Genomic DNA, 23,278 nt, shown 5'->3' with positions numbered 1-23,278 from the left:
GCAATGACGTAAGACCTGCGTGGACATATTGCACGTTATTGCGTCGAGCATTAACATAATATTGTCCATAGTTAGGCGAGACCGACCATCTCGCCCTATAGAGAGGCAGTCCACTCATGGCGGACGTGTCTGCGCGTCCCGGCATCGAGAGCCCGGATCGGGCCGGTGCCGATCCCCGATACGAGGCGGTCGTGTATCGCACGGCCGACGAAGGGACCGAGATCAACCTGTACGTCGACGGCCGACCATGCGAGGTGATCGAGTACCACATCGACCCGTTGCGCGGCTACAGCCAGCGAGACTGGGATGACACCCGGGACCGTGACATGGCTACGGCCAGCCCCGCCGCCCGCGAGCGGCTGGCGCAGATCTACGCCGACGCCCGCCCCACCCTCCTCGACGACGAGGACGGCGCCTGAGGTGGGCGCCGGGACCATCGGATTCCGTGCCCCGACGCGGCAGCCGGTGTTGCCGCGGTCGTTGATCGCGGCGTGCGAGCGTGCGATGCGGGAAGTAGGCGGTAGCCACCAGCAGGCCGCGATGCTCGTACATGCCGCCGCGGTGGTCCAGCATGCGCAGGACGTGGGCCTAGTCGAGCCCGGGCTCGGGGTGCGGGCATCCCTGGATGTCCTGTCCGATCGGCATCCGGCGCTGGCGCCGCTGGCCGAACTGCCGGGAGCGCCGACCGCCCGGGCGGAACGTGCGATCGCCGCGGTCTGGCAACGGCACCAGATCCACGACACGCACACGCTGCCATGGGCATACCCACTGGGCGACCTGTATCAATCGCTGTCGACCGAGGCGGTCAAGGGCCGCGCGCTGTGCCAAACCCCGTGGTGGATCACCGATCTGCTGATCGCGATCAGCTACGACGTCGCCCAGGACGAGATCGAGACACCGGCGGTGATCGATCCAGCGTGCGGGACCGGGCACATCCTCGTGGAAGCCCTCGCCCGAGCCGCCGCACCGCACCGGCTCTACGACGGCTACTCCGCAGCCCGACCCTACCGGCACTACCAGCCCGACATCTGCTCGGCGCTCGACCGCGTGCACGGCGTCGACATCGACCCGTGGGCCGCCGCGGTCGCCCGCTACCGGCTGATCGCCCGCGCCTGGACCCAACTGCGCGACCATCGCACGGCGTCAGATCTCGCCGATCTGCCGGTGCATGTGGCGGCGGCGGATGCCCTGCTGACCAACCCGGCCGACGAGCCGCTGCTGGCCCGCGGCCGCTACCACGTCGTGCTCGCGAACCCGCCCTACATCACGCCCAAGGACGCGATAGCCCGCGACGCCATCCGAGCCCGCTACCGCGACGTGTGCCACGGAAAATACAGCCTGGCATTGCCCTTCCACGCGCTGATGCACGAGCTACTGCTGCCGGGCGGCTGGTGCGCCCAGCTGACTGCGAACTCGTTCATGAAGCGCGAGTTCGGGCAGGTCTATATCGAAAACTGGCTCACCCGATGCGATTTGCGCTGGGTGATCGACACCTCGGGCGCCTACATTCCCGGTCACGGTACCCCGACGGTAATCCTGTGCACCCGCAACGCGCCCCCGGCGAACGACACCGTGCACACCGTGCGCGGCGTGCACGGTGAGCCGACCCGCCCGGAGGAACCGTCGCAGGGCAAGGTCTGGCGCGCCATCGAAGACGCCGTACACCGTCGGCTGGCCTACGACCGGCTGGCCCGCGGGGCCGAAGCCGCCTGGCGGCTCGACCACCCCGGTGCCGCGCCGGCGGCCGACATCGCCGTCGATCCCGAACCGCTACCAGCCGCTGTCGAAGACTGCGCGTCCGAACAGGCCGCCTGAGGAGGGGATTCGATGCCGATCTATCTGCCTGCGCCCCAGCCGCCACCAGGAGGGCCAGACGGCGAAGGATGGAACAGGATCTCACTCGGCGCGCACTACGGCACGCCGTCACCGGAATGCGCACTGCGCCCGCGCTCGTATCCTGCGCTGTACAACATGCGCCGCGGCACGATCTTCTCGCAGTTCGGCTATCACGGAAACTGCATCCGCCCGCCGAAGGATGCGAAATGGGCCGATCCGAAGCGGGGGAGCTACCAGCGCCCCGACTGCCGCACGTGTCCGGTGTTCACCGCCCTGCCGGTCGAGTTGGACGCCGACGATGATCGGGTCCTGGTCCGGCTCGAGCGGCGCATCCACGGCGAGGGCCTGTGGGCGTTCGGCACCGAAACGCCGTACGTGGTCGAGAACCCCGCCCGAGGCTGGGACAGCCCGAAACAGCGATGGGAGTGGGACGCCCTCGCGCGCCTGACCGGCTGGCGGATCGGCCGCGCCTACTACGACGAGCACTCCGCGGGATTCTGGCTGATTCGGGAACCGGAAATAGAAGTTTCCGCACGCCGGAACGCCATCCCGCTCAACGGGTCCACGGCCGCTCCCACCCCGGCGACCCCACTCGGCGGTGCCCGATGACCGAGTGCCAACGGTGGCGTGCACGCCGCGACAGTTACCGGCCCTCGGGCGAGCCGTTCGAGCCCAGCCGCTACTTCGTGGCCCCGATCGATTATTGGCAGGCGGCGACCTTCATTGTCGCTCACCACTATTCGCGTGTCCGGCCGCAGATTTGCTTTGCCTACGGCCTTTTCGACCGCCATCACGAGGACGCTTACGCGCTGGTCGGCGTCCTCACTCTCGGCACCGGCGCGCGCGCCGAAGCGCTGACGGGCGCGTTTCCCGATCTCGTGCCATATCGGCAGGCGCTCGAGCTGAACCGGCTGGTATTGCTCGACGAGGTGCCCGGCAACGCCGAAAGTTGGTTCACCGCCCGGGCGCTGCGGCTGGCCGCGGCCCAGGGAATCCTCGGAGTCATCGCCTTCTCCGACCCGGCCGAAATCCGGCAGACCCTCGACGACGGCAGCGAGGCCTTGGTGAAACGAGGCCACATCGGCATCGTCTATCAGGCACTGGGAATGACCTACCTCGGCCAGGGCACGGGCAGACCGAAACTGTATCTGCCCAACGGCACCGAATTGAGCCGCCGGTCCCTGTCGAAGATCGCCGGCCGCGAATCCGGCAGCGGTGGTGTCGTCGCGCGACTGCTCGCCCACGGCGCACCACCACCGCCGAGGCCCGGAGCCGACCGGACCGCGTGGAAGACATGGCTTGAGCAGGAGGCCCTGCCCGCGTGCGGCGTCCGCCGGATCCCACATCCCGGCAACCACAAATACGCGCTGCGCATCGGCCCGCGCACCGCGCGCGACCGGGTCACCCTCACCGGTGCCAACCGCCCGTATCCGAAACCGGAGTCGAGGCTCCGTGCCTGAGTGCCAGGACGCCGACCATCCCGGTGAGGCCCACGCCTGCGGGCCGGGCCCGGTCGGCGGTCAGTTGGCGTTGCCGGTGCTGTTGCCGGTGCCGTCCACCCCACCAGCGCCCGGCCGTACCTGGCCTCCGATCCAGATTGCTCCGGAGCTTCGCCGCCAGTTGCGCGCGGACGAGCCTCCGCCGCGGGTGGTGATCGGCTGGGGCCTGGGCGTGGACTCCACCGCGATGCTGCTGTACCTGATCAACAATCCGCAAGCGCGGGACTGGAAGCTCGAGGAGCTGGCGGTGGTCACCGCGATGGTCGGCGACGAGTGGGACCAGACCGGTGTCGACGCCACCGAAGTCGTGCTGCCGATCCTGCGCGAGCACCGGATCCGGCTGATTCAGGTCGGCCGCACGCGTCGCCGAGTGAGCCGTTCCGGGCTCGGCGTGGTCGTGTTCGACGATTCCCGCTGCCCGTCGGTCCTACACATGGACGGCGACTATCGGCTCTCGGATGAGTTGCTGGCGGCTGGCACCATCCCGCAGACCGGCGGAGCCCGGCTGTGTTCGGTGCATGCGAAGGGCGACTGCCTGGATCCGGTCATCGCAGCGATCACGCAAGGCCGGCCGTATCGGCACCAGCTGGGGTTCGAGGTGACCGAACAGGCCCGCGCGCTGAAGGACTCCCGGTACAACACGGCTACGCGCACCGGCGAGTACCCGCTCATCGCCTGGGAATGGACGCGCGCCGCGGCCAGCGACTATCTGTTGAAAATCGTTGGCCGTCAATGGCATAAATCGGCCTGTGTGTATTGCCCGTACGCGTTGTCGTCGGTCGCGGGCCGCCGCGATACCCTCGCCAGGTACGGCGCCCATCCAGCTGCCGGCGCGCGAACGCTGTGGCTCGAACACGTCGCGCTCGCCCTGAATCCCCGGCAAGGGCTCATCGCGGGCCGGCGCGCGATCGATCTCGTCACCGACCTCGGAATGACCGAGGTACTGGCGCACTTCCACACGGCCCTCGAGACCGCCATGTACGCGGTCTACGAGGTGCGGCGAGTGACCATTCCGGCCAAGAAGCCAGGGGCGAAGAGTCAGCGTTGGCGCTCGATCCGCATTCTCGCGCAGGGCTCCCGCGCTGCAATGCTCGCTCGTCTCGTCCATCAGCCCGGCCGCGCGGTTGTGGGGGAGGACGGCATCCTGCGCAAGATGATCCGCGACGGGACCGACCCCGCCGACGCGTACGCGGAGCATTTCTGGGTGGCCGCCCCGGCCGGAGTGGACGCCAAAGCTCGCCCCGGATTCGAGCGCTGGTGGCTGCGCGCCACCAGCGGCCGCATCGCACGGGCAGGCTGATCGCCGACCGCGTGCCGGGCAGCCGCGGAGCAGGATTTGCAGAGAAGCGAGCCGCGGTAGGAGGAGGCTGTCGCGCCTAGTTGCTCGGCGAGCAGCGAGCGGGCTCCGGTCACAAGGGGAAGCTGCGGCTTAGGAGGCGGGATCTTTGTCGAGGAGCTGGCGCGCGCGTCGGTGCCGCCCCGCCCACGTGGGCAACGGCGGAGGTCACCGCACAAAGGATGGTGCGGGTTGGGACCATATAGATGTCCATGGGGCACGGGTCACCCCTGGCGTCTTCCGGGATGATGTCGGTGCGATCTGCGATGGTGTGAGGACAGGGGTGCGGCGTTGAGCCGCACGGCAATTCAGCGCTGAGAGGTGTTGGGGTGGGATGGTTCGACTGGAAACAGCCTGAATCGCTGGATCTGCGGGGTCTGGCGGCGGTGTTCGAGGTGGATGAGCAGTGGTTGCAGGCGGAGGTGGATGCGGGCCGGTTCGTGGCGCCGCTGCCGGCCGAGGACGTGCGCAGCTGGGACGCATATGCGGTCTGGTCCTGGATGGCGCGGCATCATCCGTTCGTGGCGGCGGGGGCGGACCTGCGATACTGGGCACCCTGCACGCGCCCGGAATATCTAGGGGTGCGCGAGGTTTCGTACGCGGTGGTGCAGGATTGGCGGATCGAGGGTGTGCCGTTGCGGGTGGTGTGGCCGCTGCCGCCGGATATCTTCCCCTACCAGGTGCAGGGGGCCGTGAGGGAGGCGCTGGCGTTGGTGCCGCCGGTGCCGCGGGTGATTCAGGTGGGCGGGTATGGCCCGTCGCTTTCGGTGGGCGACGAGACCGACGTGGATCGGTCCGAGGAGGGCAATTGGTGGGTGGACCTGGCCGCGGTATTGGGCAGCGCGGCACCGTATTGGCCGTTCAATCTTCGGACGCCCGAGGTGATGCGGCGCTGGCGCCCGGGCGCTGCGCCGACGATGGTGGCCGCGGTGCCCTCCCTGCAATCTTTGGCGCTGCTGCGGTTGGCGGCGATGCTACCGCCGGATTCCGCCGCGGCCCGTGTGCTGTACAACATCGTGCGGCAGGGCGAATACGCCGCTGCCGCGGGCGCGCTGCGTGAAGTGAAGAACATCGTCGAGGATGGTCTGCAGGATCGGGTGACGTTCGCGGCGGTACCGATGCCGGTCCCCGAACCGGCGGCGCTGGACGAGCAAACTCGGCGCGCAGGCCTGCTCGAGATCCTGGACCGCGAGGATTCGCTCGCGTGGGAGGTGATCTGCCAGATTCGGGCCTGGGACGGCGCAATCGATCTGCCGGCTTCTGTGTTCGTGACGGTCGACCCCGCCACTTCGTGTGGCGCGGAGTGGCGGGAGCGATTACGGCCGGCTACGCGACTGTCGGCGACGTACGCGCTGGCGACAAGCGACCTCGGCACCGTGGTGGAGTACTTGGTGGATCCGCTCACCGATGCGCCGGTCGTGCAATTGGCGGACGGGAATCTGCGGGCCATGGTGGCGCAACGGATCCCGGCGTCGAGCGCGCTTAGCGAGGTGATCCTGGAGGAGCCGATCTGGGTCCGCCTCGACAACGGCGCGCTCTATCTCGCGCCGCGCGGCGCGCATTTGGGACTGTCCTGGGGTTACAACGGCTCCGGCCCCTACGCCCTCGCCCAGCTGGTCAATCTGCTGCTGGACGATATCGCCAGCCCCGGTGTCAAGGCCTTCGGCGAAGTGCCCGCCGGCCTGCTGGAGGCGATGCGGCGAGATTGGCCGGCGGGGACCCGCTTCAGTCGCAGCGACCTGGAGGCTGCGGCCGACGCTCCGCCGTCGGCGGCCGACGGTGAAGCATGAACGTGGGCGGGCCACCGTACCCGATGCGCCTCCGGCGGTCGCATTTCCCTCGACCGGACGGGACATCGACAATTGCGAGCATGACGCCTCATGCATTATTGTTAAATGTGTCAGATCGATAGTGGGGCTGACCACTCCACTCAGTCCGTAGGGAGAAAGCATCGTGGAACGAACCCGCGACGCCATCACTGCCGAGTTGGAACGCAATCTGTCGGACCGCGCCGAGTGGGACGAGCCGCCGGAGTTGTACGCGGTCCTGCTCGAGGGCGGCCACCCGGTGCTGCGTCGCTTCCCGACCTCGGAGGGCTTCTTCCAGGTAGCCCGCCCACCGGCCGTGCTTGCGGCGCTGGCCGAGACGTTCGAGACGAACAGCGAGCGGCTGCGACGGGAGGCCCCCGCCGATCTGATCGGGCTGGCCTTCTATTTCGAGGGCTGGAGCGTCGCCGACCCGCTGGGTCTCACGACCGAACAGCGTCAGCAACTCAGCGCCGACATGCGTAATCATCGGGTACATGCGCGTCCGGATCGCGTGGAAGCGCGGATACTGTGCGCGGTTGATCGCAGCGGAATCCGCTACTCGTGCAGGCAATTACGCGGGCACGATATCGACAGCATCGCCTATGGCCCGGGCGATGGAGTCTGCGCCGACGGCACCATCCCGGACGCGCTGGACCGGATGCTTCAAGCATGGTTGGGCGTCACCATCGGTCCCGTGGGTCCCTCGTCACCGCGGTCGCCCGAGGCCGCCGATCACGACACGCCGTTGGGGAGCAGACGGCATGACGGCGCACCGAAATCTGAGCGATGCGCTGGCGGATCTGCGACGCCACATCTCGGCTCTCGACGACCATCTCACTGAGTATCCCTCGCTGGCTACGCCGGACGAACGCGCTGCCCGCACGGCGTTGATCGCGCAGGTGGCTGCGGTCGGTGCACGCCGTTGTCGACGCGGTCGGTGCCATGGAAACCGCTGAGACGGAGTAGGAGCGGACAGCATCCCAGTGTGGTTGATCTGCGCGTCTCTTGCAGGACGATGCTTGATGCATTATCGTAAAAAGTGTCCAACATGGGCGGGACCGACCACCCCGCCCCGTTGTCAGAAGGAGCTCATGATGGGCACACCGCACCCCGTTCCCGTTCCCGATACCGCCACGCCGCTGGAACCGTTCATCCGTCCGCTGATGTACGACGTGTCGTACCTGCACGAAGACGATCCCGAGCGGGACCGTTTCACGGCGCGGCTGCTCTACCACGGCCATGACCTCTGGCGTGTCACGAACCCAGTCAGCGGGTTCGACTACGACCGTGAGGGCCAGCCCTCGTGGCCTGTCCGAGCGTCCGACCGCGTGGGCGACGAGGACTGGGCCACCCGGTTCTGCCTTCCCTTCGATGACGCCGTAGCGCTGGCGACGCGCGTGGCCACCACGATGACGGAGCGCCGCGCCAAGACGCAGCGAGGAGGCGATTCGCGATGAGCGACACCTCTTACGTCCACGCGACGACCGAATGCCTCCAGGAATGAGCACCCCTCACGACCCGGATGCTCTGCTGGCCGATCTCCGCCGAGGTCTGGCCCGGCTCAACACCATGGCTGGCAGCGACACCGGAATCCAGGCTGATGACCGGACGCAGATGCGGACCGAACGTCGCAGCGCCCTGGATCGGGTGCTCACGACGGTGAGCGCGCTCCTGGACGCGGCGTACCACGGAACGATTCCCGCCGCATGGTCGGCTGTCGACGACAGCCATACCCGCTGCGCCGAGCCCGACCGTCCATCCGCCGACCAGGTCGATACCGCGTTGCTGCGGTGGGTGGTCGCCGAACTGGGCCTGGGCGAGGAGTGGCGGGAAGTGCCTGCCGACCATCATGTGCTTCGTCTGGTCACCGACGCGGGCGAGGAGCTGCGGTTCCGCGACGGGGACGCACCGTTGCCGCACGGGACCGGGCAGCCGGGCCGGATCATCGGCGAGGGCTGGCTCGGTCCGGAGAAGTGCCTGCTCAACCAGTACCAGAGACCGTTCATCCGGGTGAGCATCGACAAATCCGCATCCCGGGCGAAGATCCGCTCGACCTTCCGGCACCGCCTGATCAGGCGATACCGCCTGTGGCGCGAAGGATTGCTGAGCAAACAAACCCACCTCGCACCGGATAAAAGCCAAGCCGAGGTGACCATCCCGACAGCGCCGACTGATGAATGATTTCGGCAGCCCGCCGTAGGGCGGGTTTTCGGCAGTTGTCGGAGCGGGTGAGTACACTCGCCGGCGGCGAAGTACTCGCCCCGCGGGGTGCACCGCGGGTGTGGAGTTCGTTCGATGCCCGCATCATCGGACGTTTGGTATCCACCGAAGGTTCAGCCCCACGTCGGGCGGAGGAATCGCACCTGTTTGTCTGCCAACCCACTGACGTCGGTAGGCGGTAGATGCGGCTGCCGTCGCTGAGAGATCGGTGGAGTCCATGACGCGCAATCGCCGAAACAAGGCCAAGAACCGTCGCCGCGCCGAGCGAGCCGGTGTCGCCTACTGGGACGGCATGGTCGCCCGGCTCGAGACCACAGGGCGGCCCGACCTGATCAGCGCACACACGGGCCGGGTAGCGAAACCGTCTACAAGCAGGTCGATGTGGCGCTACTTGCACGCCGGCGGCCGCATCACCGCGACCAATATCGACACCGCTATTGAAGCTCCGGCCTCCGGTGTCATGGCGCGATATCGCCTTTCCGCGCCCGCCCAGGACGCCACGGAGATACGGGCCTGCCTCTGGGGAGGAGTGGCCCCGTTGTTGACGCGGGTGCCCGTCTGGGCCGGTGGGCCGTTGGCAGGTCAGGCATTCCGCGCGGTCCTCGGGCCGCATCTGGTGCCGTTGGTGCTTATCGGACCACCTCAGGTCGGCAAGTCCTCGCTCGGAAGCATGGTGATGGATTTCTGGAGCGGCGGGGGAACCAAGCCAGCCGATCCTGCCCGGGGGCAGCACGCGGGCGTTACGGAATCACGTATTCCGCCAGGCCCAGGATGCGCTCGTATGGGTCGACGACCTGCGGTCGCCTGATGAACTGCAGGATCTGGTCCGCGCGGCCGCGCATTCGCAGCCACCCGCAACCGGCGGTGCCGCCATGGGCTGGAACGCCGGAACCGCACCGGAGGGTGCGTTCGGAACGACCTGCGTGATCACGACCGATCTCGGTATTCCCCATTGGGATCCGGCCAGCGGACTGGCGTTCACGATTAGCCTGGATTCGCCGATCGACTTCGCAACTCTGAGGGAGCTGGCTGAGCCCGGGCCCCGGCACCAGCGTGCCGTCTTAATGGCATCGTTCGTGCAGTGGCTGGCCCGCGACCTCGACCGGGCACGGGGGTCCGCGCACGAGGAGGCGGCTAGGTTCGAAAACGCCAGTACGCGAGCAAGATATAGCGGCGGCACCTGGCGACGAGTGGCCGCCGCCGCCCAGATGTGGGCCGGCTGGGCGCTGCTGCTGCAATTTCTGGCCGATGTCGGGGCGGTCAACCTCGAAGAGCGCCGGCGGTTCGGCGACCTGGCGCGGACCGGGCTCGCGTCGGCGCTCGACCGCATCGCGGCCTCGGATTCCCAAGGGGCGCACCAGAAGCACTTCCCGGAAACCGCGTTCCGGACTGCCAGCCGCAGCGCGCGGAAACCGAAGGGCCGACATGTGCAGGTAGCCCGTGGCGGCGGGCTGGTGCAACTGCGCTGCGCGGACCTGTCCGGCGAGATGACCGCGGTGACACTGACCGAGGACGAGTTCGACGAGTACCAACGGGGCGCGCGGCGTGGTACGCCGACCGATACACCACTGAGGATTGTCCGAAACAGCAAGCAGGACTACATGGTCTGTCACGCCACCAACGCGGCCGCCGGAAGCTGCCACCCGGACCAGAGGGGGTTCCTCGCGTTCCTGGATGGTGTGCACCGCGGCGAGTTCGGTGGTCCTTCCGACTACCGCTCCGAAGGGTTGTCCTCGGGCCACGGCCGGATCATGGCTGCCCCACCGGCGTCGGACCGGCTGAACGCGTGGCAGCGCCAAGACGGCTTTCCCTGCGACAAGTACTTCGAGGAGGTAGCCGCCGCGTTCGAACGGGCCGGCATCGGAATCGAGGACTGGTGGCGTGATGAGGATTGGGACGCCTGTTTCGTCCTGGATCCGGCCGCCTACGCCGACGGGCCCCTGGACAACTGGCAGACGGCGCACGGCCTGACGGTGACCTGGCGGACCCAGGAAACCGACAACCCCACCCACGCGGACGATTTCAGCGGGCAGGGTTGGTACTACGTGACCTACAGCCGCCCGCACGCACTCGGCGACCACGTCGGCGAGCTGAATCTGCCCTATCTCGCCGAACCCGCCGCCGTGGCCGCGGCGGTCGCGACGCTCATCGGCCGCTCTGTGCACCCAGACGGATAGGAGGATCAGGGGAGCGACTTGGTGAAATGGACGGCGCTGCCTGCGCTGACGAATCCTTGCCTCTCGAAGAAGCGCCGCCGTTTCCATCGATTGGCCGGTTTGCTATCAATGGCTACGGTCAGTCTCGTCGCGCCGCTCTGGCTGGCTCGATCAGCGAAGGCACCGAGCAGCGCGGCACCGACGCCGCGACCCGGGGTGATGGCACCAAGGATCGAGATGTGACCGGTGCGGGGCAGGCCCGCCAGGAAGCCGACGAACTCGGCATCCTGGCGCGCGATCAAACGAACCCAGCCGTCGGCCGAGGTGGTCCGCAGCCAGCGATCGGTCAGAAATGCCCCGTCCCGCAGGTAGTGCTCGTCGAGCTTGGCCAAGAGGCGCCGATAACTGCTACCGGCCGCCGGGGTGCCGCCGCATTGCGCGTCCCGAACGGTGATGGTCACATGACCAGATGTATCAGGTCCCGTTTCGGATATGTGAACGCGAGACCGAAGAACGCACTCAGCGACCCCGTCGGCGAGCTGAATCTGTCTCACCTCGCCGAGCCCGAAGGCGTGGTCGCGACGGTAGCGTCCCTGATCGGCCGACACGTCGTGCGCCCCTGCCCCGATAGAGCGGCGGCCGGTCGCACAGCAGGTGTCGCCCGATCAATTAGTGACTGCGGCCACGAGAATCTTGTTGCGCGGTAGGGAAGTGCCAGACGAGGGTTCTGGGAGCGTGCGGATCGGTGGGGTGCGGTCCGGTAGGGATGTGCAGGGCACCGGGTACGGGCTGTCCGCCGTCGTGGATAGAGGGGCCGTTGGCTGCGGCGAGGATGAGCGCGGTTTCCAGGCTGATGTTGAGGTCGTCGCGGTCGAAGGCGAGCGAGGAGGCAAGAATGCCGGCGGGCCCGGGATAGGGCAATAGAGGGAACTTCATGCCGTGGAATTCATTCGGACCACCGGTGAATTCGCATGCGTGACGGTGGAGGTCGTTGGCGTACAGCCCGGCGGCGGTGTCCGCGGCCGCGATGGTGGCGACGCGACTGCTCCAAGAGAAGGCGAGTAGCAGGGCGGCGCGGAATTGCGGGGCGGTGCGGGCCCAGTCGTGTTGGAGGACAGCGTTGTTGGCGGCGCGTAGCCAGTCGCTGGCGTTGGCGAGCAGGATGGATCCGATCCGGTAGTGGATCGCGAACAACTCGTTCACCAGCTCGGCCAGGCCGTCTTCGTCGCGACCGAAGAAGTCGTCCATCTGCCAAACCTACTGCCAGGCCACCAAGGTTTTCGGGGAGTTCGCTGGTTGCGGGAAATAGGACTGTCCGTCGGCATCTGCGCGCCTCAGCCATGGGCAGACGCACGGGTGTCCGCACAGGGACGCCGCGATTGTGCCGACCGAAGCGGATGCAGAACCCATACCGCAGGAACCCGATGCCACGCCTTCTTGTGCCACAATGTGCAATGCATTATCGTGAACTGTGTTAATCACACATAGCGGAGCTGACCACTCCGCCTGTTGTGCAAGGAGCCCTTTCATGGGAGCACGTAGTGACGCCCTCCTCGCCCGTCTGGAGGAGAACCTCGCGGCCCGAACCGGGGATGAACCAAAGCGGTTGTATTGGATAGCAGCCGAGGGTGAGGCCCTACGCTTGCATCCGTTCCCGTTTCCCGATGGCTTGTTCGCCGCCGGGCCGTCCACAAAGATTCTTGACCTGATCGCATTCGCGTTGACTCATTGCCCCGACCAGATTCGGGGAGAGGTGCCGCCCGCCCTCGTCGGCGTCGCGTTCTACTCGGAGGAGGCCTCGGGGGTTCAGCCTTCTGTGCACGAGGTCGAGGCGCAGCGCGATCCGATGATTGCTGCCGCCGAGGCAGACCGGATCCGCATGGGCGCCGATCGCATCGAGGTCCGTCTGCTAACAGCGGTCGACCGCGACGGACTTCGGTACTTTCTGCAGCTCAAGGCAGGGGAGATCACGACCCATATCGCATCCTCCGGCCAGACTGCCCACACCCTCGCCGCCGCGGTGCCCGAGGCCCTCGACCGGATACTGGAAGCACTGCTCGGTGTCACCGTGCCTGCTCGCCCGGCGCCTGGCCGGGTGTCGGCAGACGCCGACCTCGCGAACAGGAAGCTGGCGTGATGACCCACGTGAATCTGAGCTTGTTGCGGGTGTTGACGACTCTTGGAGTCGTTCTCGCGATTGTCGGCGCGCTAGTCGGGTGGATTGGCGATGAGCCAGCGGGATTCGCCACCCGTGAGCCCTGAATGGAGCACTCATGTTTCGTCGATACAGCCTGCGGCCCATCTTCACCTACAACGCCCGCATGCGGAGCCCGGAGGGGATGAGTCTGACGTGGTTCGAGCGAGGGCTGCTGTATGGAGTGCCCGCGGCCGTGCTGGTTCTCGTCAGTACGCTGCGGCGGAGATTGAGCGACCCGGGCCAACTACTGCCCGCAGTGGTGCTGCTCGCAGTCGCGATGATCGGCGTTGTCCTGGCCCTGATTCAGCTGCGCCTCCACATTCAGGACAGTGGCAGCTACTCCTCCCGCGTGTGGATCAAGGAATTGGTGTCGGCGACCGCGGCGTCCGCGCTAAAAATCTCGGTCCTGCTGCTCGCCATGGGGGTCGTCCTCGGCGCGATGATGACCTGGCCGTGGCTTGCTGGCGGACAGCCGGGCGCCCTCGCCTCGGGCGTGTTCCTCGCCCTGTTGGCTCACGGCGGGCTGGAGACGGCGTCGCTGCTGCGCCGCCTGTGTGCCGTCTACGTCGACCTGTTCTACGAGGACTTCATGACCAAGCCCGAATCCGAGCGGTGATGCGAGAACACGCTCCTCACAGTCGTAGACCCTGAACTGCTTCGCTGTTCCTGCGATCGAGTCGGTCGAGCAGTTCGAGTGCTTCGGTGGCGGCGGCGTGCACCTGCTGCAGGTGGTTGCGGGCTCCGTCGATGTCGGCGTAGTCCTCCAGCGCCATGCGCGCGGCGCTGAAGCTCATGCCCAGCTCCTTGTCCGCCTCGGTCAGATCGCGGCATGCCGATTCCGCCAGCGCCCGCAGGCCGTCGAGATCGGCGGTCGCGTCGGTGTGGTCATTGGTCATGCCCCGCACCCTAGGGCGGGGCTTGCCGAATGTTTTGTGTCGGGGGTGCGAGCGATACTCGAGCCCGGCAGGTGACCCGTATTCGGTTGCAGGGGTGATGGTCCGGTGATGATCACACGTGATGAGCAGGGTGTATTCGAGGCGTCGTTGGATGATGGCCGGTTCGTTCGGGGGTGGTCACCGACGGCGGAGGAGATGCGGGTCATCCTTGGCCGCTATGGCGTCCGTGCGTCCGAGATGGACGGCCCGGCCGTATCGTCGGCGGTGGTCGAGGAGCCTGATCGCGTCTATGCCACCCGGCTCGATGACGGGTCCGAGGCTTGGGATAGGCGTGTCCGGGCCGGGGCGGATGCACCGCAACGTGCGGTATTGCGAGACGCGTTGTCGCAGTTACGGTCTCGGATTCCAGCTGATCCGGAGGCGCTGTCCGGTTGGCTGGCTGCTGAGGCCGAGTCGGTGAACGTGACCGCGCCCCAGGTCGATGCGGTTTCGGTGTTCCATCGACCTGGTGCGGTGCGTTGCCGGGACAGCCGGGCCTACGAGGCGGTGTCGGAGTGCTTGGAGTGGGTGGACACGCGGGCGGTGCTGTCGACGCCTGATCGGGTGTGGGGTACCTTCGCGCGCATGGGTGCGGATAGGCGCTCCTTGGCGGGCTTCTGCACGTCGTTGAAGGAAGCCGATTCCGCGCAGGGCTTGGAGGCGTGGATCGACGACTTCGTGATTGGCCGGTTGCGCCAGCCGGTGCAGTTGGTGCGTGTGGAAGGCCCTGCTGGGCCGGTGTATGAGTTGCGGTCGGACGGAACGCATCGCACGCATCTGGCCCGGATTTTCGGGCTGCCGCTGCTGGCGGTGGTGAAGACGTGTGCGTTGCCGCGGCCGTTGTCGTTGGCCGATCATCCCGATCGTCCAGAGGGCGGCGTGTTCGGCGAGGGTTCGGCCGGTTCGCGTCGTTGTGGGCCGGGCTGCGCGAGCGTGGGCTGCTCGAGGTAGCCGGGAATCCGGAACTGGCCTGGCTGGCCGAGTGGACTCCGACACGGATGGTCGGAGAGTGGATGCTGCTGGCGCCTGCCGCGGCCGTGGCGGTGAATGCTGCCTATGAGCGGGTGTATCCCGGTGCGTTGCAGGCCGCGACAGGTCTTTCGGCCGAGGTTCTGTTCGACGAGCAGCAGTGGGCGCGTCTGCTCGTGGGTGATCGCCCGCTCGTGAACCCCTTGGCCTCGACCTGGTCGGTGACGCCGCGGCTGCCGCGGGGATGGCCGACACAACCATCATGGCCTGTACCGTCGCGGGGCGTGCTGCCGGGGTTCGGAGCGCTTTTTCGAAGTTGGATCCGCGGAGGGTCGGCTTAGCTTCGGTGTTTTACGACGTTGGTGTGCCGGAGCGTTTCTGTTCGGGTTCTTCGGCCGGAGGCGTGCTGACTGGGCTCGGCGGCGTCTGGCGGCCGATGGCCGGGAAGAATGTCGCGGCGACGGGCTGGAGCTTGAGTTCTTCGCGGGCCGCCTCGAGGAAGTGCTCGAATGCCTGGTGCGCGGGAATCCTGATTCGGTACCAGTCCTCGACGCGGTGTCGGTGTTCCTGCGCGTCGTAGAACAGTTTGGTTTCGGCGTGGTCGAGGGCGGCTGCGGCCTGGACGACTGGGGGTGATCCGTGCAGCCATACCGCTGTGTAGGCGTCGTCCCAGGTGCTGTCTGCCCGGACCTGCTGGACGAGGTCGATGAAGCGCTCGTCGGCCGGGTCGGTCAGCGCGACCGTTCGGATCCCTTCCAGGGTCCGGCGGTAGGCCTCGGCCAGGCGCTGGTAGCTTGCGGTCTTCTGATCCCGTCGCCAGCGGGCGGTCTCGGAACGTGCATCCCAGAGCCGGCCGAGGATGATGCCCGCTGTCGCGGCCACTGCGGCTATCAGCGCTGCTGTCACCGTACTCCTCGTCCTCGTTCCTCGGACTTTTCGAGAACCATTCTCCGGTAGAAGCGAAGTCCCGCAGTCTAATTCGGACAGTCCGGCGGCCTGGACTCGGTGTTGGCAGCGGGGCCACCTTTTCGGTAGTCGCGCACGGTCTTGCCGTCCTGCGTGACGGTTTCGTGGTGTGTGAAGCCCAGTCGCTCAACGGCTTTCCAGCTGGCGCTGTTCGCGTCCTCGATGGCGACCCGGAATTCGGCGACATCGCCCAGCTCGGGGGCTGACATGACCGCGGTCGGGCCTGTCGGTCCGATGCCCTGCCCGTGGCGGTCCGGATCCACGACGCAGACGAGCCCAGCAGAGTACGGGGGCAGTGCTTCGCGTGTTCCGGGAGCCTCCGGTCCCTGGACGTCAGCGGCGATGAACGCCACCGGTCGGCCCGTCGGCGCATCGAGCACGATCCAGCGGTGCGAGCGTGCCACTCGCGCGTCCCCGCTGCGGCGCTGGCCTTGTGCGGTTGCCGCGCCCCGATACCAGGGGAACCACCGGCTCGCCGAGGGGTGGTCGAACCAGGACCTCGACGATGTGTTGGTGGGCCTCGGGCACGAATTCGGTCGACACGATGTCGCTGGGCACCACTGGATTCTCACCTGAGCGACCGACACCGCTGTGTCGCCAAAGGGAGGCGGTCCTGCTTCCGCTACTTCTGTTTGCGTGCGTTGGTGATGAAGGCGGTGACGATGCTGGCGGCACCCGCGCCGAAGATGCCGGCGCCAGCGGTGGCGGCGCCAGCGTCGACGCAGTACTTCGAGATCCAGGCGAGGATCGCGACGGTGCCGATTCCGGAGAAGGCACCGACGACGCGGATGATCGCATCGACCCAGTCCATCTGCCGATCATGGCTCTTGTCGGCTTCGATGGAGTCCAGGATGCGGTCGATTGTGCCGACTTTGACCTTTTCCCATTCAGCGGCATGGTCGGGGGTAGGTAGGTCTGCCCAGCGGCTCACGATCGTGCTGGGAGCCGGATCGTCGTTGCTGTCGGTCACGTCGGTGTTCCTGCGGTCGGGTGATTGTCGGGCTGGTCCGGGGGACCGAGACGGGTGTAGAAGTTGCGTAGTTCGGCTTCGATGTGGGCCCAACCGCGGCGGTGGCGCCGTCGGCGGCTGGGCACGGAGAGCCCGAAAGTGAACGTGGCCGCGACGCCGCCGGTGAAGGCCCGGAGCGCCGAGAAGCTTTTCCCTGACCTGGTCTGGTGCGCTACGACAGGGCGGGCGGCTGCTGTTTCCGTTTGGTTGGCAACGGGTTCGGCGACAGCGGCAGGAACGTCGGTGGCGGCGTTCGCTTTCGGGGGTAGCGTCTGCCGGGGGAGGCGGTAGTGGTCGGTGGCCCAGGCGAATTCGGTGCGCCAGGTGAGCATCGGCAGCCAGGCGGAGGGGGTGGGAATGGTCAGGTAGACGGCGTCGAGGTCTTCGGTGAGAAGGTGATGCCGGATCAGGTTGTCGAGCGCGGCGGTTGCCTGGTCGGGGTTGTCGATGTGCTGCAGTAGCTCGTCGCGGGGCAGGCGGCGCCGGACGAGGTGGCCGTCGTCGTCGAATGCGGTGAGCGCCAGCAGGAGGGCCTTACCGATCTGTTGTTCGGCGGCGGTCAGTCGAGACCAGGCGTCGGCAGCGATCGAGACGGAGGTGGAGGTGACGCCGCCGCTGCGGGAGTATGCCGAGGTAGTCAGCTTGCGGGGCCCGCGGATGTAGGTCTGACGCATGGTCTGCGAGAGCAGCGTGAGGGTGCCGGCGTCGGGTGGGGTGCGGACGGGCGGCGTGCCGAGAAGGTCGTTGATCACCAGCGCGGGGAGGTCGGCTTCGATCGGTGTGCCGCGGGCGGCCGCGGGCTGGGTGATGATCCGGGGCAGCGCTTCCTCGGTCACCGGCTCCAGCTTGTAGAGGGAGTGGCGCGCGGGCCGCGCCAGAACGGGGTGGTCGAGGCAATGCCGGTAATAGTCGGCACGGACAGACAGGAGCACGACGGTCGGATTGTCGCGGGCTTCGGCGGTCAGGCTTTCGATGTGGGCGAGGTATTCCCCTCGTGTCCGTTCGTCGTGGGTGAAGAGCTCTTCGAATTGGTCGACGATCAGGAGGCGTTGCTCGCACTGCTGGTCCAACTCGAGGTGCATCGCGGCGTCGGTCAGAGCGTGGAGCGGATCGCGCTCTGGGCCGGGAGTGGTCAGCTGCGTGCTCCAGTGCCGGGATGATGCGAGGGCGGGCACGACGCCGGCGGAGAGGAGCGAGGTCTTGCCCACTCCGGCGGCGCCGACCAGGATGAGCAAGCTCGGCCGGGTGATGTCCATGGCGACCGCTTGGATGTAGGCGGTCAGGGCGCCGGTGTCCTGCTCGCGGCCGAAGAAGAGGTCGGCGTTGTTCTCATTGAAGGCGGCTATGCCGGGGTACGGGGGTGGTGGTACGTCCTCGTCGGCGCTGGCCCGGTAGGCGGCATTGGTGAGTTCTTCGTCTTGGATCGCATTGAGCCACAGCCGCTTCCAGGCCACGAGATCGAGGAGTTCGGGCCGGATTGATGGCTCCTGGTCGCGGGTCCGGACGAGATAGATCAGGACTTCCAGGACACGCCGCAGCGGGGTGAAGCTGTCCGGCAGGACGCTGCCCGACAACCAGTGACGTACCGGGCTCCGCCCGGATTTCGACGTGTGCAGTCGGCCGATGGCCGTGGTCGGCCATACCGTGCTGATCGGAGGGTTCCCGGCGGCGGCGAACAGCTGGGACAAACTGCGCGCGAATTCCATGCGGGCAGACCCGTAGATGTGTATCCGGGCCGCCTCGGTCCCACCGCGCGGCTCGGCCTCCTCGGCCACTGAAGCCCCCCTCGCCTGTACACGGAAACTCAACAGGGACAAGCGTAGTGCTGATCGGGAGACCGTTAGGGAATTCGCTCAACCTCAGCCGCCGACATGAGCGGGCGGCGCTGCGGGTCCAAATTCCAACTCCAGTTCCGGCCTCGGTAACGATAGCGCTACCGGCGGCCTCTCCAGGGCGCGCCACGCCGGGTGTCGGCCGAAGACACAACGGATCGCCCGGTGAAGCATTATGCTGATAGTTGTCCATTAAGGCGGGTCCAACCATCCCGCCCCACCCCGTTCGAAACCCGAGGTGCCGCAATGACGTCCGCGAACTCTTCCCAGCGGCAACCCGAGACCGGGAGCACCGATCCCGAGGTCATGTTCGCCTATGCCGTCAAGCTGGACAAAAGCCGTGACTACGAGGGCGCCATGGACTGGTATCGGCGTGCCGCCGAAGCCGGCAGCCAGAATGCCATGCACAACCTTGCGGTTCGTCTCCGTTATCGCGGGGAACGCGCTGAAGCCGCCATCTGGTGGGAGCGTGCTGGGCACAAGCGTGAGCAGCGGATGGCCGAGAGGTTGCGTGCTCCGCGCGAGCAAAAGGCCCGCAACCAGAGTCGCAGCCGGCGCCGCAGCCGCTGAAGATGCTTACCTAGGCGTTCAAGTGATCCGGGGCGTCGAAGCTGATCGGGGTCGCCTCCGGCGTCGTGGCCTCTTCGACTATGCGGCGCATGCTGAGTGTCCTTTTTGAAAGGGAATGGCCCACTTGGTCTTCGACCGTCACGTATTCGGCGGCGAGGCCGGGGTTGAGGCGGGATGCGTTCACCAGCTCGTGCTTGTTGCGAGCGCACGCAGAACACGTAGGAGAGCCTTTTCCAGACTAGAGCCCGCGCCCAGCAAGTGCCGGCAAGCATCATGCCCGGTCACGCCAGCTGGACAGGGAGCGTCGCCAGGTAGCGTTCGTCGCTCGGGGCGCGCAGCGGTCAGTTGTCGTCTGGTTGGTGGTCCCAGAGGTGGACGGTTTCGCCGAGTTTGAGCGGCTTGTCTGCGGGTCCCTTGATGTGGGGAGGGACGATGCGGTCTTCGTGTTCGCATCCGTTGTCGCTGTGGGCGCGGGGGTTGAGGCAGGTGTTGCGCCGGTAGGGGCGCACGGGCCAGCGGCAGGTCCATTGTGGGGCGCGGCGGCCGGTGGAGGAGGTGGCGTCGGCTTCGGTGGCGGCTCGGCTGGGGCGGTGGGCGGTGTGGACGTTGACGATTCGGACGTCGGAGGGCCCGGTGATGCCGGCGCGGTGGTCGCGCTTGCGGCCGGCGCGGTTGCGGGGGATGTTCTCGGTCTCGGTGAGCTGGGTTTTTCCGGGGCTCATCAGCTGCCAGGCGGTGTAGACCACTTGGGCCCATTCCTTGGTGGTGTCAGGTTCCGGCTCACCGAACGGCACGCCGAATGCCAGAGCCGTCTCGTTGTCCCAGGTCAACGGGGTGGGGCGCGAGTAGGACCGGATGTCGCCCGCGGTCATCGGGGTGCCGTCGGGTGCGGTGCCGACGATGGTATCCGGTGCCAGCGCGTCGAAGGCGCTGCCGACCGGGGAGTAGAAGGTGAGCCACACTCCGTCGAAGTGCTGGGGGATCGGTGTCAGCTGGTCGTGGTGGCGTTGGTTGAACCAGCGCACCGTGGGGCCGTCGGCGATGGTGACGTCGTCGGGTGCCCACTCGCCCCAGCTGACCGCGACGATGGGTGTGGTGAGGGTGGCGGCGGGCACATCTTCTCGTGCCATGGGGCCCAGGGCGTCGGCGGCGTTCTGGGTGTAGCCACCGATCGGTTCGGCGAACACCATGAACCCGTACGGGCTCGGCAGCCGCGTGGGTTTGATCGGCTCGGTGGGCGGGGTGGAAGCAGCGGCCAGCGCGAGGGAGGTCATATCGGCGGTGGCGTAGTACAGGTGAGCTTCCCTTAGACGGCGTTCCTCCGAATGAGCCAGCAGCATCGAGGCGACCGCGCCGGGTGAGGCGTCCACGCCGGGCGCGGTGGGGAACACGGAGGCATGTCCGGCGTTGATGGCTCCGGCGAGCGAGCGCATGGATTCCTCGCTGACTGTGTACTCGCAGAGCCGCATGCGCCACTCCGGCAGCTCGTGCGGCTCCGGTGCCTTCCACGGCATGGCTGCCGGATCGGTCGGGGTGGGCACTTGCTGGCCTCCAGATTGATGGGGGAGATGGCTGACTGTATCCGGCCTCACCGACAATCGGATGCCGGACATTGAATAAACTTAGGCGGCTCGGCGCAATTTTCGGCCTTCCCACCTGACCTATATAGATGAGAGGGAAAGGTGGAATTGATGAGTAAGAGCAAGTTCGTGTGCGCCGAGGATGGCCTGGCTGTTCATTGGTTCGGTGGCCGCAATGGAGCTGCGTGGAAGCATTCTTCGGGAGGCGCGGTGAAGGTGCGATCTTGCGGCAGGGAGCCGGTGGTGATGACACGCGTCGCGTATGACCGCTGGCTCGCCAAGCAGCGGGGCCGGGCTGCTGCCACCGATCCGCGCGTGGTCGTGCCGTCGTGTAGGTGACCTTCTGCCTGGCCCGGCTACTCGGGTACAGCGGATGCCCTGCGATGGACCGGATTGCTCCGTTGCCGACGGGACGCGGAACTGCATCACCGAACTTCGTGGTCGTTGACCAGGCCGCGCATTAGATCTTCAGGGCCGGGTCATCGCTGACGCGGCCGTTGGCGGTGATGAACTGCAGGTCACCGAGGTTGGAAGTCACATGCTTGGAAGTCGTCGCTAACCGGCCGGCGCACGTGACGGGCAGCCGAAGACCTCTCTCCAGGTCGTTGTCAGCGCGTTGTAGTCGGCGGTAGTGAAACTCTGCTCGTCGATCAGATCGCGAACGATCAGTGCGTTCACGGGATCGTCTGCTGTACTACCGATATCGGCGAGCGAGCGGAGCACCTGCCGAGTGGCTATTGATTGCTCGCGGCGCTCGGTCGAGCTGACGACCTTGGCTTCAACGGCCTGCCGTGCGTGCTCGATCGGACTGTCCTGGCTGGTTCGTCGTGTGGACAGCGTGAGGTAGCGGTCTATCTGCTGCTCTGGTGCGGGCCCGAGGATGCGAACCAGGGCAACGATTTCTCGCCACTGGGGTCCGAAGGTGTATTCGAGCCGGATCTCGTCGATGTGGAAGCTCTCGACCTCGTCTGCGTCGGCCCGCGCCGAGATGGATGAAACGTGGGCGCGTTCGCGGCGTTCGCGCTCGGTGTCAAAATTCTCGAGGGTCTGCGGTCGCCGCTCGACGGGCAGATCGAGTAGCCAGTTACGTTCTCGCTCGAACCATTCGATGTCGTCGGCCGCGGCATCGATGCCCCAGGACCGCATGACAGCAAGGACGACCGCACCGTCGCCGGGATGTATCTGGCAGGTGGTGAGCACCTCGCCGAGTGCCTCGGAGCGGGTGATGTCCTCGCTGTACCAGTCCTCGGGCGCGGTGAGATATCCCGTGGTACGCAACGCGGCGGCGGACGACCGGAGCAGAGCGCGGAAATCCTCCAGAACGACGTTGCTCGTGCTCATCGGATGCCCCTCGTCTTGTGCGTTGCTGAAAGAGATCTGGTACGGGTAGCGAGTTTCTCAAGGATAGGGATTAGGCCGGACCTGGGTGCCATCCGATCGTCGGCATGCTGTTGTCGACGACACGCATGGCAGGCGCTCCTGGACTGTCGAGCGAAGTGGTTAATCCCGAGCGTCGAATGGACAAGTTAAGCATAACGCACAACGCATTATGCTGTAATGGGCGGTCGGCGCGACGGGATTCCCGGGCAGGCTGACTGTGCGTACCTCGGCGAGCAGGGGTTGGCGAGACGGCCTCGGTCTGCGGGGACGTGGGGATCGGCCGGGTGGTTAGGCCCAGCGAAGGTGGACAATGTTCAGCATACAACCTGAAGCATTATCGTTAGGAGTGTCGAACACCGCAGCCCCCGCGCGGACGGCTCGGGCCCACATGACCGGATTGTGTTGCAAGGCAAGGCTGTTCGGCTCTACGAACAGATTCGGTGATGGCGTAAGAGACACAAACGCTACGATCTGATAACTATTGCGGAAGTCCAGTGCCCGTTGTCGAATACCTCACTTTCGTTGCGTAGCCGATCCCAGGAAAAGGGTATCGGCTAGGATTGAGGATGTGAGGATCGGTAAGGGCACTAGGGCAGAATCGGATGCCGGAGAAGTTGGTACCAAATATCGTCGCACTCTGATCTGCAGCAATTATCATGCTTTACACTTGCGCTGATAGCGGTTGCATCAGCTATACTCGTATTATCGAAAAGCCAAGTGCTACAAGGACTTAGCAGAGATTTTCGGTCATCCACGAGCCGGTACTTCGGAGGCAGAGTGTGTTTGAGAACGCGTGTGGCTAGTAGGAATTTCAGGAACTCCGAGCGCAGCTCGGAGAGGGGCGGTTCTTCAATCTTCTCTTTGCTTTTTGAAAGGCGCGGTAGAGGATTTTCCCGGGCGCGCAGCGCCCCGGGAGTTTGCCCCGAGCCGCCTTGGCGGCTCGGCTTGGTCTAGGGCGCGCAGCGCCCTAGCACCTTACCGCAGG

At 66.6% G+C, this 23,278-nt stretch carries 24 protein-coding genes; 15 read left to right on the top strand and 9 right to left on the bottom strand.

Annotated elements, in window-relative coordinates; all coding sequences use genetic code 11:
- Nucleotides 1-116 precede the first annotated feature (116 nt).
- The 10 genes from IU452_RS33865 to IU452_RS33820 all read left to right on the top strand — a co-directional run bounded on the left by IU452_RS33865 (nucleotide 117) and on the right by IU452_RS33820 (nucleotide 10,876).
- The gene (locus tag IU452_RS33865; protein WP_195113326.1) at nucleotides 117-419 is read left to right on the top strand and encodes a hypothetical protein; all 303 of its coding nucleotides are present in this window, start codon (nucleotides 117-119) and stop codon (nucleotides 417-419) included.
- 1 nt (nucleotide 420) lies between these two features.
- The gene (locus IU452_RS33860; protein WP_195113325.1) at nucleotides 421-1,815 is read left to right on the top strand and encodes an Eco57I restriction-modification methylase domain-containing protein; all 1,395 of its coding nucleotides are present in this window, start codon (nucleotides 421-423) and stop codon (nucleotides 1,813-1,815) included.
- 12 nt (nucleotides 1,816-1,827) lie between these two features.
- Complete coding sequence (locus IU452_RS33855; protein WP_195113324.1) at nucleotides 1,828-2,445, top strand: hypothetical protein; 618 nt, start codon at nucleotides 1,828-1,830, stop codon at nucleotides 2,443-2,445.
- Nucleotides 2,442-3,296 (top strand): hypothetical protein, encoded by an 855-nt coding sequence (locus IU452_RS33850; protein ID WP_195113323.1) that lies wholly within the window; start codon nucleotides 2,442-2,444, stop codon nucleotides 3,294-3,296. Before IU452_RS33855 ends, IU452_RS33850 begins: the two co-directional genes overlap by 4 nt.
- Nucleotides 3,289-4,635 carry a hypothetical protein gene (locus tag IU452_RS33845; RefSeq protein WP_324192992.1) on the top strand — a complete coding sequence of 449 codons (1,347 nt, stop codon included), beginning with the start codon at nucleotides 3,289-3,291 and terminating at the stop codon, nucleotides 4,633-4,635. Before IU452_RS33850 ends, IU452_RS33845 begins: the two co-directional genes overlap by 8 nt.
- A gap of 365 nt (nucleotides 4,636-5,000) precedes the next feature.
- On the top strand, nucleotides 5,001-6,461 hold the full coding sequence (locus IU452_RS33840; RefSeq protein WP_195113322.1) for a hypothetical protein: 1,461 nt from the start codon (nucleotides 5,001-5,003) through the stop codon (nucleotides 6,459-6,461).
- A gap of 163 nt (nucleotides 6,462-6,624) precedes the next feature.
- Complete coding sequence (locus IU452_RS33835; RefSeq protein ID WP_195113321.1) at nucleotides 6,625-7,320, top strand: hypothetical protein; 696 nt, start codon at nucleotides 6,625-6,627, stop codon at nucleotides 7,318-7,320.
- Between the two features lie 253 nt (nucleotides 7,321-7,573).
- Nucleotides 7,574-7,936 carry a hypothetical protein gene (locus IU452_RS33830; protein ID WP_195113320.1) on the top strand — a complete coding sequence of 121 codons (363 nt, stop codon included), beginning with the start codon at nucleotides 7,574-7,576 and terminating at the stop codon, nucleotides 7,934-7,936.
- Between the two features lie 43 nt (nucleotides 7,937-7,979).
- The gene (locus IU452_RS33825) at nucleotides 7,980-8,660 is read left to right on the top strand and encodes a hypothetical protein (RefSeq protein WP_195113319.1); all 681 of its coding nucleotides are present in this window, start codon (nucleotides 7,980-7,982) and stop codon (nucleotides 8,658-8,660) included.
- Between the two features lie 911 nt (nucleotides 8,661-9,571).
- Complete coding sequence (locus IU452_RS33820) at nucleotides 9,572-10,876, top strand: hypothetical protein (protein ID WP_195113318.1); 1,305 nt, start codon at nucleotides 9,572-9,574, stop codon at nucleotides 10,874-10,876.
- A 5-nt stretch (nucleotides 10,877-10,881) separates the two neighbouring features.
- Here the strand turns inward: IU452_RS33820 and IU452_RS33815 are convergent, their stop codons facing one another.
- Together IU452_RS33815 and IU452_RS33810 are read right to left on the bottom strand one after the other, a co-directional pair.
- Nucleotides 10,882-11,316: a GNAT family N-acetyltransferase gene (locus tag IU452_RS33815; RefSeq protein WP_195113317.1), complete on the bottom strand. Its 435-nt coding sequence runs from the start codon at nucleotides 11,314-11,316 to the stop codon at nucleotides 10,882-10,884.
- Nucleotides 11,317-11,524: 208 nt separating this feature from the next.
- Nucleotides 11,525-12,103 carry a hypothetical protein gene (locus IU452_RS33810; protein WP_195113316.1) on the bottom strand — a complete coding sequence of 193 codons (579 nt, stop codon included), beginning with the start codon at nucleotides 12,101-12,103 and terminating at the stop codon, nucleotides 11,525-11,527.
- A gap of 394 nt (nucleotides 12,104-12,497) precedes the next feature.
- Here IU452_RS33810 and IU452_RS33805 point away from each other — a divergent pair, with 394 nt between their 5' ends.
- Nucleotides 12,498-12,992, top strand: coding sequence for a hypothetical protein (locus IU452_RS33805; protein ID WP_195113315.1), 495 nt, complete (start codon nucleotides 12,498-12,500; stop codon nucleotides 12,990-12,992).
- A 136-nt stretch (nucleotides 12,993-13,128) separates the two neighbouring features.
- A complete protein-coding gene (locus tag IU452_RS33800) occupies nucleotides 13,129-13,668 on the top strand; it encodes a hypothetical protein (RefSeq protein WP_195113314.1) in 540 nt (179 codons plus the stop codon).
- Nucleotides 13,669-13,684: 16 nt separating this feature from the next.
- Here the strand turns inward: IU452_RS33800 and IU452_RS33795 are convergent, their stop codons facing one another.
- Complete coding sequence (locus IU452_RS33795) at nucleotides 13,685-13,948, bottom strand: hypothetical protein (RefSeq protein ID WP_195113313.1); 264 nt, start codon at nucleotides 13,946-13,948, stop codon at nucleotides 13,685-13,687.
- Nucleotides 13,949-14,056: 108 nt separating this feature from the next.
- Here IU452_RS33795 and IU452_RS33790 point away from each other — a divergent pair, with 108 nt between their 5' ends.
- The gene (locus IU452_RS33790) at nucleotides 14,057-14,938 is read left to right on the top strand and encodes a hypothetical protein (protein WP_195113312.1); all 882 of its coding nucleotides are present in this window, start codon (nucleotides 14,057-14,059) and stop codon (nucleotides 14,936-14,938) included.
- Nucleotides 14,939-15,307: 369 nt separating this feature from the next.
- On the opposite strand, the gene IU452_RS33785 is transcribed toward IU452_RS33790, so the two are convergent.
- The 4 genes from IU452_RS33785 to IU452_RS33770 form a co-directional block, all read right to left on the bottom strand.
- Complete coding sequence (locus IU452_RS33785; protein WP_195113311.1) at nucleotides 15,308-15,862, bottom strand: hypothetical protein; 555 nt, start codon at nucleotides 15,860-15,862, stop codon at nucleotides 15,308-15,310.
- 68 nt (nucleotides 15,863-15,930) lie between these two features.
- Nucleotides 15,931-16,326: a GNAT family N-acetyltransferase gene (locus IU452_RS33780; RefSeq protein WP_195113310.1), complete on the bottom strand. Its 396-nt coding sequence runs from the start codon at nucleotides 16,324-16,326 to the stop codon at nucleotides 15,931-15,933.
- 218 nt (nucleotides 16,327-16,544) lie between these two features.
- Complete coding sequence (locus tag IU452_RS33775; RefSeq protein WP_195113309.1) at nucleotides 16,545-16,892, bottom strand: hypothetical protein; 348 nt, start codon at nucleotides 16,890-16,892, stop codon at nucleotides 16,545-16,547.
- Entirely contained in the window at nucleotides 16,889-18,706 is a 1,818-nt protein-coding gene (locus IU452_RS33770; protein WP_195113308.1) for an ATP-binding protein, read from the bottom strand. Before IU452_RS33770 ends, IU452_RS33775 begins: the two co-directional genes overlap by 4 nt.
- Nucleotides 18,707-19,009: 303 nt before the next feature.
- On the opposite strand from IU452_RS33770, the gene IU452_RS33765 reads away from it, so the two are divergent.
- Nucleotides 19,010-19,333: a hypothetical protein gene (locus IU452_RS33765; protein ID WP_195113307.1), complete on the top strand. Its 324-nt coding sequence runs from the start codon at nucleotides 19,010-19,012 to the stop codon at nucleotides 19,331-19,333.
- 341 nt (nucleotides 19,334-19,674) lie between these two features.
- Here the strand turns inward: IU452_RS33765 and IU452_RS33755 are convergent, their stop codons facing one another.
- Nucleotides 19,675-20,874, bottom strand: a complete 1,200-nt coding sequence (locus IU452_RS33755; RefSeq protein WP_195113305.1) for a hypothetical protein — start codon at nucleotides 20,872-20,874, stop codon at nucleotides 19,675-19,677.
- Between the two features lie 150 nt (nucleotides 20,875-21,024).
- Between IU452_RS33755 and IU452_RS33750 the strand changes: the two genes are divergently transcribed.
- Nucleotides 21,025-21,252, top strand: coding sequence for a hypothetical protein (locus IU452_RS33750; RefSeq protein ID WP_195113304.1), 228 nt, complete (start codon nucleotides 21,025-21,027; stop codon nucleotides 21,250-21,252).
- 216 nt (nucleotides 21,253-21,468) lie between these two features.
- Here IU452_RS33750 and IU452_RS33745 read toward each other — a convergent pair whose 3' ends face one another.
- A complete protein-coding gene (locus IU452_RS33745) occupies nucleotides 21,469-22,254 on the bottom strand; it encodes a hypothetical protein (RefSeq protein ID WP_195113303.1) in 786 nt (261 codons plus the stop codon).
- Between the last annotated feature and the right edge of the window lie 1,024 nt (nucleotides 22,255-23,278).

Source organism: Nocardia transvalensis (assembly GCF_015477765.1).
Lineage (GTDB): Bacteria > Actinomycetota > Actinomycetes > Mycobacteriales > Mycobacteriaceae > Nocardia > Nocardia transvalensis_A.
Note: the sequence above shows the minus strand (reverse complement) of the source record. Positions and strands in the feature narration are given on the sequence as shown.